We start from the raw sequence: 14,314 nt of genomic DNA on the forward strand, positions 1-14,314 counted from the left end.
TTGCCTGGAATTGCTCTAAAGCTTCAGCTTGTCGATCATGTCCTGTGTGACCAGGCAGATGCCCTTTTCGGAAACGCGGAAACGCTTGGCGTCGAGGACGGGGTCTTCGCCGACCACCAGCCCTTCCGGTATCCTAACACCGTGGTCGATGACGACGCGCTTCAACTTTGCGTTCCGGCCGACATGAACGTCGGGCAGCATGACGACTTCTTCGAGGGTCGAATAGGAATTGATGCGCGCGCCGGTAAAGATCAGGCTTCTTTTCAGTGAGGCGCCCGAGACGATGCAGTCGCCCGAGACGAGCGAGGAGACGGCGGAGCCACGGCGGCCATCCTCGTCATGGACGAACTTTGCCGGCGGCTTCAATTCGGCATAGGTCCAGATCGGCCAGTCGCGGTCGTAGAGGTCGAGCTCCGGCGTGATATCGGTGAGATCGATATTGGCTTCCCAATAGGCGTCGACCGTACCGACATCGCGCCAGTAGGCTTCGTTCTCGGCGGTCGAACGCACGCAGGATTTGGCGAAGCGGTGGGCGATCGCCTTACCGTGCTGGACGATATAGGGAATGATGTCCTTGCCGAAGTCGCGGCTCGAGCCCGGCTCGGCGGCATCGCGGCGCAGTTGCTCCATCAGGAACTTGGTCTTGAACACATAGATGCCCATCGAGGCCAGGGCGAACTCCGGCTTGTCAGGAATGCCAGGCGGATCGGCGGGCTTTTCAACGAAGGCGATGATGTTGTCCTTGGCATCGACATGCATGACGCCGAAGCCGGTGGCCTCCATCCGTGGCACTTCGAGGCAGCCGACGGTGACGTCGGCATTGGCGTCGACGTGCTGGCGAAGCATCAGCTCGTAGTCCATCTTGTAGATGTGGTCGCCAGCGAGGATGACCATGTATTCGGGCCCGTAGGCCTCGATGATGTCGATGTTCTGGTAGACGGCGTCGGCCGTGCCTTCATACCACTGCGTTTCCGAGACACGCTGGCTGGCCGGCAGGATGTCGAAACTCTCGTTTCGCTCGGGCCGCAGGAAGTTCCAGCCGCGCTGCAGATGTCTGATCAGCGAATGCGCCTTGTACTGGGTGGCGACGCCGAGGCGGCGAATGCCCGAATTGAGCGCGTTGGAGAGCGCGAAGTCGATGATGCGCGTCTTGCCGCCGAAATAGACAGCCGGCTTGGCGCGCCGGTCGGTCAGTTCCTTGAGGCGGCTGCCACGGCCGCCGGCCAATACGTAGGCCATGGCATCGCGCGCCAGCGGCTGGGTCCGTTTCAAGTCTGCCATTTCTACCCTCCCAAGTTACTCAGTCTGCGACAAGCTCGAGCATGATCGTCGACAACGGCGGCAAAAGCATCGTCGCGAAGATGCTTCCTCCCTCCGCCCGCGCCTCGACCAGGCCGCCATTGCCCTTGCCGGAACCGCCATATTCCGAAGCGTCGGTGTTGATGATTTCGCGCCAGTTTCCGGCCTTCGGCAACGGCACGCGATAATTGTCGCGTGGCACCGGCGTGAAATTGGAGATGACGGCCACCGGGCTGCCTCCCGGCGCGCTGCGCAGCCAGGCAAAAACCGAATTCTGGCTGTCGTCGACGATCAGCCAGGAAAACCCTTCCGGTTCGCAATCGCGGCCATGCAGCGCCGGGCGCGAACGGTAGAGATAGTTGAGATCGCGCACCGTCTGCCAGACGCCACGATGCGGGCGGAACTCGAGCAGGTTCCAGTCGAGCGCGCGTGCCTCGCTCCATTCGCGGCGCTGCGCGAACTCCTGCCCCATGAACAGCAGCTTCTTGCCGGGATACCCCCACATGAAGGCGTAGTAGGCCCGCAAGGTCGCGAATTTCTGCCAGTCGTCGCCGGCCATCTTGCCAAGCAGCGTGCCTTTGCCGTGCACGACCTCGTCATGCGAGAGCGGCAGCACGAAATTCTCCGAGAAGGCGTAGGTCAGGCCGAAGGTGAGATCGTTGTGGTGGTGCTTGCGAAAGATCGGCTCCTTGGAGAAATATTCCAGCGTGTCGTGCATGAAGCCCATGTTCCACTTGAAGCCGAAGCCCAGCCCACCTTCATGCACCGGTGCCGAGACCTTCGGCCATGAGGTCGATTCCTCGGCGATGGTCATCACACCCGGATGGTGACCGTAGACCTCCTTGTTCATCTTCTGCAGGAAGCTGACCGCCTCGAGGTTTTCGCGACCACCCTTTTCGTTCGGGATCCATTCGCCCTGCTTGCGCGAATAGTCGAGGTAAAGCATCGAGGCGACCGCATCGACGCGCAAACCGTCGACATGATATTTTTCGGCCCAGAACAACGCATTGTTGACGAGGAACGACACCACCTCGCGGCGACCGAAATTGTAGATCGCGGTGTTCCAGTCGGGATGAAAGCCCTTGCGCGGATCGGCATGCTCATAGAGTGCGGTTCCGTCGAAATTGGCCAGGCCATGCGCGTCGACCGGAAAATGCGCCGGGACCCAGTCGAGAATGACACTGACGCCGGCGCGGTGGGCGCCATCGACGAAACGAGCAAAGCCGTCCGGATCACCGAATCGGGCCGACGGCGCGTAGAGCCCAGTCGTCTGATAGCCCCAGGACGGGTCATAGGGGTGTTCGGAGATGGGCATGAATTCGATATGCGTGAAGCCCGTCTCGACGACATAGGGGATCAGCCGGTCGGCCATCTCGTCCCATGACAGGAAGGTCCCGTCGTCGCGAAGCTGCCACGAACCGGCATGGACCTCGTAGACCGAGATGGCTTCGCGCCGGTGATCGGCATTGCGCCAGAAATTGCGGTGCGCCTCGTCGCCCCACTCATGCGCCGGTGGCACGGCAACGACCGAAGCGGTGGCCGGACGCAATTCAGATTTGAAGGCGAACGGGTCGGCCTTCAGCGGCAGCCTGACGCCATCGGGGCCGATGATCTCGTATTTGTAGGGCCGTCCGGCACCGATGTCGGGCACGAACAGTTCCCAGATGCCGGTGTCGCGGCGATCGCGCATCGTGTGCCTGCGACCGTCCCATTCATTGAAGTCGCCGACCACCGAGACGCGACGTGCATTGGGCGCCCAGACAGCAAAATGCACGCCCGTGGCACCCTCGTGCTCGACAACATGGGCGCCGAGCTTGTCGAACAGCCTGAGGTGTGAGCCTTGGGCGATGTAGTAGTCGTCCATCGGGCCAAGCACCGGACCGAACGAATAGGGATCGGTCAGCCACCAGTCGCCGCCGGCATTGCGCGCGTGATAGCGCAGCGGCTGCCGCTTCCTGATCGAGAGCTTGCCTTCGAAAAAACCGCCATCGTCGCGCCTAGATAGTTCGCCGGCGATGATGCCGGTCAGCGTGTAGGCGGTGACGAACTCCGCATGCGGAACGAAGCAGCGGGCAAACAGGCTCTTGCCGACCTCATGGACGCCAAGGACCGCGAACGGATCGCCATGCGTGCCGGCAACAATCGCCGCGACATCGCCGGCTGTCGCCAGTCCGTCCGGCCCGCTTGTCGCAGCGGTCACGCGCGGCTTCTTCATCAGGCAGTGTCCCTCCCCGGGCACGACGCTTTGTTTTTGTTCATGTCGTTGTCCCAAAACCGCTACACACTTTTGGGCGACATGAACCTGGACCACATTGGTCGCGGTCCCATGCAATCACATCAGACGGGCACGTTCCAGATTTCTTTCGCATATTGGCGTATCGTGCGATCGGAGGAGAACCAGCCGACACGCGCAACGTTGCGGATTGCCCTGGCGTACCAGTCGGGACTGTTGCGCCAGACGGCGTCGACTTCGCGCTGCCCGGCGGCGTAGGCATCGAAATCGGCGGCGACCATGAACCAGTCGCTGGTGTAGAGACCGTTGATCAACTCACGGTAACGCTCCGGATCGTCCGGCGAGAAGACGCCCGACGAAACAGCGGCCACCGCCTGCGACAGTTCCGGTGAAGCCTCGATGACGGCGCGCGGGTTGTAGCCATTGTTGCGCCGCTCGGCGACCTCGGCGGTGGTGAGGCCGAAGATGAAGATGTTGTCGTCGCCGACACACTCCTTGATCTCGACATTGGCGCCGTCGAGCGTGCCGATGGTCAGCGCGCCATTCAGCGCGAACTTCATGTTGCCGGTGCCCGATGCTTCCATGCCGGCGGTTGATATCTGCTCGGACAAGTCGGCAGCCGGCATCATGATCTCGGCCAGGCTGACATTGTAGTTCGGCACGAACACCACCTTCAGCAAACCGCGCACGGCCGGGTCGCGGTTGATGACCTTGGCGACGTCGTTGGCGAGTTTGATGATCAGCTTGGCGTTGTGATAGCTGGGCGCCGCCTTGCCGCCGAAGAATTTCACGCGCGGCATCCACTCGCGTTCCGGGTGCGAGCGGATCTGGTCGTAGAGCGCGATCGCTTCGAGGATGTTCAGGAGCTGGCGCTTGTATTCGTGGATGCGCTTGATCTGGATATCGAACAGCGCCGAGGGATCGACCTTGATGCCGAGCCGGTCGGCGACGAGATTGGCCAGCCGCGTCTTGTTGGCGCGCTTGACGGCGGCGAACTTGTCGCGAAAGGCGGCATCGTCGGCGAAGGCATCAAGATCCTTGATGGCGTCGATGTCATCGAGAAAGCGGTCGCCGATCGCCTCGCGGGCGAGCGACGTCAGCCCGGGATTGCACTGGATCAGCCAGCGCCGCGGCGTGATGCCGTTGGTCTTGTTGTTGATGCGATCGGGATAGAGCTTGTGCAGGTCGGCGAACACCGTCTCCTTCATCAGATCGGTGTGAAGAGCCGAAACGCCGTTGATGGAATGCGAGCCAACAAAGGCCAGATTGCCCATGCGCACCCGGCGGTCGCCATTTTCCTGGATCAGCGAGATGCGGCTGATCTGTTCGTCCGAGAACTGGTCGGAGGCACGCGCCTCCAGAAGCACTTCGGCGTTGATGGCGTAGACGATCTGCATGTGGCGCGGCAGCAGCCGCTCGAACAGCGGCACCGGCCAGCTTTCCAGCGCTTCGGGAAGCAGCGTGTGGTTGGTGTAGCCGAAGGTACGCTTGGTGATGCTCCAGGCAAGATCGAAATCCATGCCGTGGACGTCCATCAACAGGCGCATCAACTCGGGCACAGCGATGGCCGGATGGGTGTCATTGAGATGGATCGCAGCCTTGTCGGGCAGCGACTTCAGATCGCCATACTGGCTGAGATGGCGCTGGACGATGTCCTGCAGCGAGGCGGTGGAGAAGAAGTACTCTTGCCTGAGCCGCAGCTCCTGCCCGGCCTTGTGCGAATCCGCGGGATAGAGCACGCGTGACAGGGCATCGGCCTTGTTGCTTTCGGCAAGCGCGCCGATATGGTCGCCGGCATTGAACTTGTCGAGCAGGATCGGATCGACCGGCATGCCCGACCACAGCCGCAGCGTGTTGACGCGGTTGGCCCGCCAGCCGACGACGGGCGTGTCATAGGCGACGGCCAGAACATGCTCGGTCGGCTTCCAGACATGGCGCTCGAGCCGGCCGTCCTTCGAGGTGATCGATTCCACCGAACCGCCGAACCCGACCTCGAAGGAGCGTTCGCGCCGTTCGAACTCCCAGGGGTTGCCGTGATCGAGCCAGGTCTCGGGCAGTTCGACCTGCCAGCCGTCGTGAATCTCCTGGCGGAACATGCCATTGGCGTACCGAATGCCGTAGCCATGCGCGGGAATATCGACGGTCGCCATGCTTTCCATGAAGCAGGCAGCGAGCCGGCCAAGGCCGCCATTGCCAAGTGCGGCATCCGGCTCGAGTGCGGCGATGAGGTCGAGATCGACGCCAAGCGAGGACAAGGCCTCTCGCATATTGTCCATCAGGCCGAGATTGGAGAAGGCGTCGCGCATCAGACGGCCGATGAGGAACTCCAGCGACAGATAGTAGACGCGCTTTTCCTTCTGGTCGTAGGCCTCTTTCGTCGCCTGCATCCAGTGATCGACAATGCGGTCGCGCACGACCTTGATCGAGGCGGTGAGCCAGTCGTACTGGGTCGCGACGGTGGTATCCTTGCCGACCCTGTATTTGAGGGCCATCAAGACTTCCCTTGCGAGCGTCTCCGGGTCAGGATTTTTGAGCAGTGGCGGGAGGGGTTCGGATGTCATAGCGCGCGTCATGCTGCCTCTCGTGCGGTTGCCATGATCATACCGGCTTTCATCGTTCCTCCCAGCCCATGCTAGCCGATACTCCCACATGTTCAATCGATTTAGATGAACCCGCGCGGAGTTACCCTGCGGCAATTTGACAGTTCAGGCCGCCAGTGCCGCCTCCGGCGGAACCTTGGCTCCCGTCATGAAGGCCACGGCATCCGACATCGTATATTGCTTGGGATCGATGACGCAGAGGCGACGACCCAGCCGGTGGATGTGAATGCGGTCGGCGACTTCGAAGACATGCGGCATGTTGTGCGAGATGAGCACGATCGGCAGGCCGCGTTTCTTGACGTCGAGGATCAGTTCGAGCACGCGGCGGCTCTCCTTGACGCCAAGGGCGGCAGTCGGTTCGTCCATGATCACCACGCGACTGCCGAAGGCGGCGGCGCGCGCCACGGCGACGCCCTGGCGCTGGCCGCCCGAGAGCGTCTCCACCGCCTGGCTGATGTTCTGGATGGTCATCAGTCCAAGTTCGGTGAGCTTGTCACGGGCGCGCTTTTCCATCGCCGGCCGGTCGAGCATGCGCAGCCATTGGCCGAGGAAGCCGGGTTTGCGTATCTCGCGGCCGAGGAACATGTTGTCGGCAATCGACAGTGCCGGCGATAGCGCCAGGTTCTGGTAGACGGTTTCGATGCCGGCTTCGCGGGCCTCCATCGGCGATTTGAAGGCGACGGGTTTGCCTTCAAGCCGGATCTCGCCTTCGTCGGGCGCGGCCGCGCCCGAAATCGCCTTGATGAGCGACGACTTGCCGGCGCCGTTGTCGCCGATGACGGCAAGGATTTCGCCCGGATAAAGATCGAAGTCGGCATTGTCGAGAGCGGTGACGCGGCCATAGCGCTTGATCAGACCGCGCGCGGTAAGGATGGGTTCCTGGGTCATGACTATGCCGAAACCTTTCTGATCCATTGGTCGATCGCCACGGCGCCGATGATCAGCACACCGGTGAGCAGCACCTTCCATTGCGGGTCGGCGCCCAGCATGTTGAGACCCATGGAGACGACGCCGACGATCATCGCCCCAAACAACGTGCCCAGGATCGAGCCGCGTCCGCCGAACAGAGAAATACCGCCGATCACCGTCGCGGTGATCGCCTGGAGATTGTAGTCGGTGACGGCGGCTGACGGCGAGATCGAGCCGTTTCGGCCGACGGAGACCCAGGCAGCGAAGGCGGCGATCAGCCCAGCAAGGGTGTAGACCGTCATCAGCACCTTCTTGGTCTGGATGCCCGACAGCTTCGCCGCCTCCTGATCATCGCCAACGGCGTAGACATGGCGGCCCCATGCTGTGTGATTGAGCACGTACCAGAGGATTAAGACGAGCACGACCGTGGCAATGACGCCGAGCGTCAGCACCGCCGTGCCGATCTTGAAGCTCATTGCAAAGAGATGCAGCAGCGGCGCCTGGGTGTCGACGTCGGTGTCGCGGATCGTCTCATTGGCCGAATAGATAAAGTTCGTGGCCATGACGATGTTCCAGGTGCCAAGCGTCACGATGAAGGGCGGCAGTTTCATGTAGGCGACCAGCACGCCGTTAAGCAGCCCGCAGGCCGCGCCGGCGGCAAGCCCGATCGCCACGGCGAGAATTGCCGGCATACCGTAGTTGACCGCGCAATTGCCCATGATCACGGCTGAAATCACCATGATCACGCCAATCGACAGGTCGATGCCGGCAGTCAGGATGACCAGCGTCTGGGCAGCGCCCAGAATGCCGACGATGGCGATCTGCTGCAGGATCAGAGTCAGCGTGTAGGACGAAAAGAATCGCCCGCCGATGGTGATGCCGAAGACGATGATCGCCAGAACCAGCACGATCAGCGGCACCGCGGCCGGCGTTGAATGCAGGAAATGCTGGATGCGCTTGACGGCCGATTTGTGCTCGTCGAACGCGGCAACGCTTGTGTCGCTGCCTGAGAGAACCTTTTCGAATTCCTGAGCTTGAGCCATGTTTCCTCCCCGTAGACTTCAGCCAAACGCTGACGCCCGTCCACGCCTTTCCGGTCTGCTGCCGGGATTGTTCGCGGTCACGCGACCCATCGTCCACCCGAAGCGGTCGGGGATCAAGCCCCAACCGCTCAGGTTCCGTAGATGCCTGTCAGACCGGCATCAGCCCCAGCACTTGGCGAGGCCTTCCTTGGTGTCGATGGACTTCACGCCAGTGGCCGGCTTGTCGGTCACCAGGTTGACGCCGGTATCGAAGAAATTCTTGCCTTCGGTCGGCTTCGGCTTGGTTCCGTCCTTGGCGAAAGCAGCGATCGCCTCGATGCCGAGCGCAGCCATCTGCAGCGGATATTGCTGCGATGTTGCACCGATGACACCTTCGGTCACCGACTTCACGCCTGGGCAGCCACCATCGACGGAGACGATCAGCACCTGTTTTTCGAGGCCGACGGCCTTGAGCGCCTGGTAGGCGCCGACAGCGGCGGGCTCGTTGATGGTGTGGATGACGTTGATGGTGTTGTCCTTCTGCAGAAGGTTTTCCATCGCCTTGCGGCCGCCCTCCTCGTTGCCGTTGGTGACGTCGTGGCCGACGATGCGCGGATCGGTCTCGTCGCCGATCTTGTTGGGGTCCTTCACGTCGATGCCGTAGCCCATCATGAAGCCCTGGTCGCGCAGCACGTCCACGGTCGGCTGCGACGGCGTCAGGTCGAGGAAGCCGATCTTGGCGTCCTTGGCCTTGTCGCCGAGCGTGGCGGCAGCCCAGGCGCCGATCAGCTTGCCGGCTTCGAGATTGTCCGTGGCGAAGGTCGCGTCGGCGGCGTCGATCGGATCGAGCGGCGTGTCGAGCGCGATCACCAGCAGCCCGGCATCACGCGCCTTCTTCACCGTCGGCACGATGCCCTTGGTGTCGGATGCGGTGATCAGGATGCCCTTGGCGCCGTCGGCGATGCAGCTTTCGATTGCCGCCACCTGGCTCTCGCTGTCGCCGTCGATCTTGCCGGCGTAGGTCTTGAGGTCGACGCCGAGTTCCTTGGCCTTTGCCGTGGCGCCTTCCTTCATCTTGACGAAGAAGGGGTTGGTGTCGGTCTTGGTGATCAGGCAGGCGCCGACACCGGCCGCGGATGCAGACGACGCAAACGCCATCAGACCCAGAGCAGCGGCGGCAAACACGGTCGATTTCAACAGTTTAATATTGGTCACGATTTTCCTCCCAATGGAACTATCCGGATGCCGGCCAACCGGCATCTGCAGCGCATCCAACGAATTTCTCCCAGCGTGGACGCTGCCTCAACAGACACCAGAGCGAAGTCTCTGTCAATAATTAAATCACTCTTATTTATTATTGACAGCCTTGCTTCGTTCACCCATTCTAGCCCAAAAGCATTGCGGGGAAACGACGGGAGGAACAGGGTGGAGACCGCCATTGCGAGGCACGGTTCGCCCGAGGTGAATGACAGTCTCATTCACCGCGGCACCAACCAGAGCGGCATGCGGGACCACAACGAGCGGTTGGTGCTCTCGCTGGTGCGCCAGCACGGCAGCCTGGCGAAGTCCGACATCGCCCGCATGACCGGGCTTTCGGCGCAGACGGTTTCGGTCATCATGCGCGAACTGGAGGAAGAAGGCCTTCTGCTGCGTCAGGCGCCGTTGCGCGGCAAGATCGGCCAACCCTCCATCCCAATGGCGCTCAATCCCGACGGCGCCTATTTCATCGGCCTGAAGATCGGCCGCCGCAGCGCCGAACTCGTGCTGATCGACTTCCTTGGCCATGTCCGCTCGATGCTGCAGCATTCCTATCGTTATCCTGCACCGCGCGAGACGGTGGACTTCGTCAGCAACGGCATGCGGCAGATGCGCGGCGAGCTGACGGCTGCGCAAGACAAACGCATTGCCGGCCTCGGCATCGCCATGCCGTTCGAATTGTGGAACTGGGCCGATACCGCCGGCGCCCCGCGCGACGTCATGGACGAATGGCGTCACCGCGACATCAGGGCCGACATCCAGGCGCAGTGCGATTTTCCGGTCTACCTGCAGAACGATGCGACTTCGGCTTGTGGCGCCGAACTCGTCTTCGGCCAGACCGGTGCCGCGCGTGACTTCGTCTATTTCTACATCGGGGCCTTTGCCGGCGGTGGCATCGTGCTGAATGGCCGGCTTTTTGGCGGGCCAACCGGCAATGCCGGAGCACTCGGCTCTATGCCTGTGCCGGGGCCGGATGGCATGCCGACCCAGCTGATCGACGTGGCGTCCATCGCCATGCTCGAAAGGGCGCTCAATGCGCGCGGCGTCGAGGCTTCGCATCTGTGGACATCGCCGGAAGACTGGGGCGAGATCGGCCCCGAACTCGATGACTGGATCGCCAGCGCCTCGCAGGCGCTCGCCTATGCCATCGTCGCCGCATCGTCGGTCATCGATTTCGAAGCGGCGGTGATCGACGGATGGATGCCGAAGGCCGTGCGCCGCCGGCTGGTTGACGCCGTCATCGAGGCCATCGCCACGATCGACGGCGAAGGGCTGAAACTTCCCGCCGTTCGCGAGGGAACCGTCGGCATCCATGCCCGCGCCCTCGGCGGCGCCAGCCTGCCGCTTTCCGAACGCTTCCTGATCGGTTCGACGACGATTTCCAGGAGCGCCTGATGCTGATCGGAATCCCGGCACTGCTTGGTCCGGAACTTCTGGCGATATTGCGCGCCATGGGCCATGGCGACGAGATCGCCCTTGTCGACGGAAATTATCCGGCAGAGCAACAGGCCAACCGGCTCGTCCGAGCCGATGGCCATCATCTCCTGCCGGTGCTCGACGCGATCTTGAGCGTGCTGCCGGTCGACGATGCCGTACCAGAGGCGCTGTTTCGTGCCTCGGTCAAGGGCGACCCCTCGCTTGCCGATCCCGTGCACCACGAGATCGAGGCGCTATGCGCAAAACACGCTCCGGGCCGCAAGGTGGTTGCGCTGGCAGGTGCCGACTTCTATGCACGGGTCAAATCAGCGCATGCCATCGTCGCGACCAGCGAGCCGCGGCTCTACGCCAACATCATCATCCGTAAGGGCGTGATCTATCCGCCGGAGACCAGGAAACCATGATCCTCTGCTGCGGCGAAGCCCTGATCGACATGCTGCCGCGCACCACGACGGCGGGCGAGCCGGCCTTTGCCCCCTATGTCGGCGGCGCGGTGTTCAACACGGCCATCGCGCTTGGCCGGCTCGGCGCGCCGGCCGGCTTTTTTTCCGGCCTGTCGTCGGACCTGTTCGGCGGTCAGTTCAGGGACGCACTTGGGGCGAGCAAGGTCAGTTCCACCTACGCGCACACCTCGCCACGTCCGACCACGCTGGCCTTCGTCAAACTGGACAACGGCCAGGCCACCTATACATTCTACGACGAGAACACCGCCGGCCGCATGCTGACCATCGACGACCTGCCGCAGCTCGGCAGCGAGATCGAAGCCATGCTGTTCGGTGCCATCAGCCTGATCTCTGAGCCTGCCGGCAGTGCCTATGAGGAATTCATGAAGCGCGAGCATGAAAGCCGGGTCATGATGCTCGATCCCAACATCCGGCCGAACTTCATCCCGGACAAGGCCAAGCACCTCAGGCGCATCCGCGCCATGATGGCGATGGCCGACATCGTGAAACTGTCGGACGAAGATCTGAACTGGTTCGGCGAAGCGGGCTCGCACGAGGATGTCATCCGCAACTGGCTGGATCGCGGCCCCAAGCTGATCGTCGTCACGCGTGGCAGCGAAGGCGCCATCGGCTACACCAAGGAACACGCCGTCACGGTGATGACGGAGAGGGTCGAGGTGATAGACACGGTCGGCGCCGGCGACACATTCAATGCCGGCATCCTCGCCTCGCTGCAGGAACAAGGCCTGCTGACAAAGACGGCAATCGCCGGCCTCTCGCAGGACGCCATCAGCAAGGCACTGGCGCTCGGTAACAAGGCGGCGGCCGTGACCGTGTCGCGGGCCGGCGCCAATCCGCCCTGGCGGCATGAGATCGCCTGACAAGGCGCCAAACTGCCTGGAAGCGTTGGGATTGTCGATCACTTTATGTTTCGCGTGACCGCGCCGATCCGATATAAACCGGTGGCGGCAGCTGCCGAAGCCCGGATTTCAGGCATCTCGCGCGATCAAGCGGGAAATCCGAGGTAACAGACTGCGACACCTAGGCAATTCGCGGTTTTGCTGCCGCAGCTTTCTCGGCCGGCGCAACTCTGATACCAGCGGCCGGTTATCTGGCTAACCCGTTTTGAGGCCGACATGCAGTTCATCGATCTTGGCGCGCAGCGCGAACGAATCCGCGACCGGCTGAAGGCCGCGATCGACCGTGTCGTCGAAGAAGGCCGCTATATCCTCGGCCCGCAAGTCACCGAATTCGAGAACAAGCTCGCCGCCTATGTCGGGACCAAGCATGTCGTGGCCTGCGCCAACGGCACCGATGCGCTGCTGTTGCCGTTGTTTGCCGCCGGTGTCGGCCCGGGTGACGCCGTGTTCGTGCCAAGCTTCACTTTTGCCGCCACCGCCGAAGTGGTGGCGTTGGCCAAGGCAGAGCCGGTGTTCGTCGATGTCGACCCGCACACCTACAACATCGACATTGCCAGCCTCGAGGCGGCCATCGCGATGATCAAGAAGGAAGGAAGGCTGAAGCCGAAGGCAATCATTCCGGTCGATCTGTTCGGCCTCGCCGCCGATTACGATGCCATCATGGCGATCGCCAACCGCGAAGGGCTGATGGTGATCGAGGATGCCGCCCAGTCGATGGGCGGCTCAACCGACGGCAAGATGTGCGGCTCGTTCGGCGCGGTCGGCTCGACCAGCTTCTACCCGGCAAAGCCGCTTGGCTGCTATGGCGACGGCGGCGCGATGTTCACCAATGACGATGCGCTGGCCGAGCAGCTCAGATCGTTCGCGTTCCACGGCAAGGGCGAGACACAGTACGACAATGTCCGCGTCGGCATCAATTCAAGGCTCGACACGATACAGGCCGCGATCCTGATCGAGAAGCTGGCCATCCTCGAAGACGAAATGGTTGCCCGCCAGGTGGTGGCCAACCGCTACGCCGAAGGGCTTGGCGATATCGTCACCGCCGCCCGCAATCTGGACGGCAGCCGGTCTGCCTGGGCGCAGTATGCGATCGAGACACCCAAGCGTGATGGGCTGAGGGCGCATCTCGGCGAAAAGGGCATTCCGTCGGTCATCTACTATGTCAAGCCGCTGCATGCCCAGGTCGCTTATCGCGACTATCCGCGCACGCCGACCGGCCTTGCCGTGTCGGAGGACCTGCCGAAGCGGATCCTCTGCCTGCCGATGCATCCCTATCTCAGCGAAGCCGACCAGGACCGGATCATCGAGACGATCCGCAACTATATCGGCTCGAATTCGGCGATGGCCGCAGCCGAGTAAAGCTGTCGAGCCGCCTCAGTTGGGGCTGACCTCGCCTGTCCTGCCGCTGGCGCCAACCTTGCCGCTGGCAATGAAATGCGGATTGGCGAAATCCTCGTCATCGCTCTGCTTGCGCTTGCCGTAGACCAGGGGCCGGCCGTCCAACGTGCGCGTCATGCCGCCGGCCGCGCGCAGCACGGCATCGCCCGCCGCCGTGTCCCATTCCATGGTGCGTCCGAAGCGCGGATAGACATCCGCTTCGGCGCTGGCAAGAAGACAGAATTTCAAGGACGAACCGACCGAGACGATTTCGGCCGCACCGAGATCGCGAATATAGGCTTCGGTTTCCGGCGTGTTGTGGGAGCGGCTGGCGACAACGGCCAATGGCTGCACAGCCGTTCTCACCGAGATCGGCCGGCGGTTTGCGATCTGGTAGTCGCCGTCGACCTCGATGGCTTCCGCCCTGCCCGGCCGCCCCGAAAAAAAACGGCCACTGCATGGGGCGAAGACGACACCGACTTCCGGCACGCCGTGACGGACAAGCGCGATGTTGACGGTGAAGTCGGTGCGACGGTTGACGAATTCCTTGGTGCCGTCGAGCGGATCAATGAGAAAGAAGGCCCCATCCAGGTCCGGTGGCACGATGCCGGCGGATGCTTCCTCCTCGGCCACGCAGGGAATGTCGGGAAATGCGGCGCGCAGTCCGGCGAGAATGATCTTCTCGCTCTCGCGGTCCGCCTCGGTCACCGGCGAGGCGTCGGACTTGCGGTCGACCGCACAGCCGGCGTGGAAGACACGCATCACCTCGCGTCCGGCCGCCAGGGCCAGCCGCTCGAAGATTTCGAGCATCAGCCTG

11 protein-coding genes are annotated in these 14,314 nt (G+C 62.6%); 4 read left to right on the forward strand and 7 right to left on the reverse strand.

What is annotated here, in order from left to right; all coding sequences use genetic code 11:
• Positions 1-15: 15 nt before the first annotated feature.
• The 6 genes from glgC to AC1RZR_RS27675 all read right to left on the reverse strand — a co-directional run bounded on the left by glgC (position 16) and on the right by AC1RZR_RS27675 (position 9,221).
• The gene (gene glgC / locus AC1RZR_RS27650) at positions 16-1,281 is read right to left on the reverse strand and encodes a glucose-1-phosphate adenylyltransferase (protein WP_379105902.1); all 1,266 of its coding nucleotides are present in this window, start codon (positions 1,279-1,281) and stop codon (positions 16-18) included.
• 19 nt (positions 1,282-1,300) lie between these two features.
• Entirely contained in the window at positions 1,301-3,514 is a 2,214-nt protein-coding gene (gene glgB / locus AC1RZR_RS27655) for a 1,4-alpha-glucan branching protein GlgB (protein ID WP_481826600.1), read from the reverse strand.
• Positions 3,515-3,636: 122 nt separating this feature from the next.
• Positions 3,637-6,105 carry a glycogen/starch/alpha-glucan phosphorylase gene (locus tag AC1RZR_RS27660; protein WP_481826601.1) on the reverse strand — a complete coding sequence of 823 codons (2,469 nt, stop codon included), beginning with the start codon at positions 6,103-6,105 and terminating at the stop codon, positions 3,637-3,639.
• A 132-nt stretch (positions 6,106-6,237) separates the two neighbouring features.
• Entirely contained in the window at positions 6,238-7,020 is a 783-nt protein-coding gene (locus tag AC1RZR_RS27665) for an ATP-binding cassette domain-containing protein (RefSeq protein ID WP_477275909.1), read from the reverse strand.
• Between the two features lie 2 nt (positions 7,021-7,022).
• A complete protein-coding gene (locus AC1RZR_RS27670) occupies positions 7,023-8,084 on the reverse strand; it encodes an ABC transporter permease (protein WP_477275907.1) in 1,062 nt (353 codons plus the stop codon).
• A 159-nt stretch (positions 8,085-8,243) separates the two neighbouring features.
• A complete protein-coding gene (locus AC1RZR_RS27675) occupies positions 8,244-9,221 on the reverse strand; it encodes a sugar ABC transporter substrate-binding protein (RefSeq protein WP_379106630.1) in 978 nt (325 codons plus the stop codon).
• A 267-nt stretch (positions 9,222-9,488) separates the two neighbouring features.
• Here AC1RZR_RS27675 and AC1RZR_RS27680 point away from each other — a divergent pair, with 267 nt between their 5' ends.
• From AC1RZR_RS27680 to AC1RZR_RS27695, 4 genes are all read left to right on the forward strand, one after another.
• Positions 9,489-10,715, forward strand: a complete 1,227-nt coding sequence (locus AC1RZR_RS27680) for an ROK family transcriptional regulator (protein ID WP_481826602.1) — start codon at positions 9,489-9,491, stop codon at positions 10,713-10,715.
• A complete protein-coding gene (locus AC1RZR_RS27685; protein ID WP_477275903.1) occupies positions 10,715-11,161 on the forward strand; it encodes an RbsD/FucU family protein in 447 nt (148 codons plus the stop codon). Before AC1RZR_RS27680 ends, AC1RZR_RS27685 begins: the two co-directional genes overlap by 1 nt.
• A complete protein-coding gene (locus tag AC1RZR_RS27690; protein ID WP_477275901.1) occupies positions 11,158-12,081 on the forward strand; it encodes a carbohydrate kinase family protein in 924 nt (307 codons plus the stop codon). Before AC1RZR_RS27685 ends, AC1RZR_RS27690 begins: the two co-directional genes overlap by 4 nt.
• 255 nt (positions 12,082-12,336) lie before the next feature.
• A complete protein-coding gene (locus AC1RZR_RS27695) occupies positions 12,337-13,479 on the forward strand; it encodes a DegT/DnrJ/EryC1/StrS family aminotransferase (protein ID WP_477275899.1) in 1,143 nt (380 codons plus the stop codon).
• Between the two features lie 15 nt (positions 13,480-13,494).
• Here the strand turns inward: AC1RZR_RS27695 and cysQ are convergent, their stop codons facing one another.
• Positions 13,495-14,307 carry a 3'(2'),5'-bisphosphate nucleotidase CysQ gene (gene cysQ / locus AC1RZR_RS27700; RefSeq protein ID WP_481829127.1) on the reverse strand — a complete coding sequence of 271 codons (813 nt, stop codon included), beginning with the start codon at positions 14,305-14,307 and terminating at the stop codon, positions 13,495-13,497.
• Positions 14,308-14,314 lie beyond the last annotated feature (7 nt).

Source organism: Mesorhizobium bavaricum, from assembly GCF_056781655.1.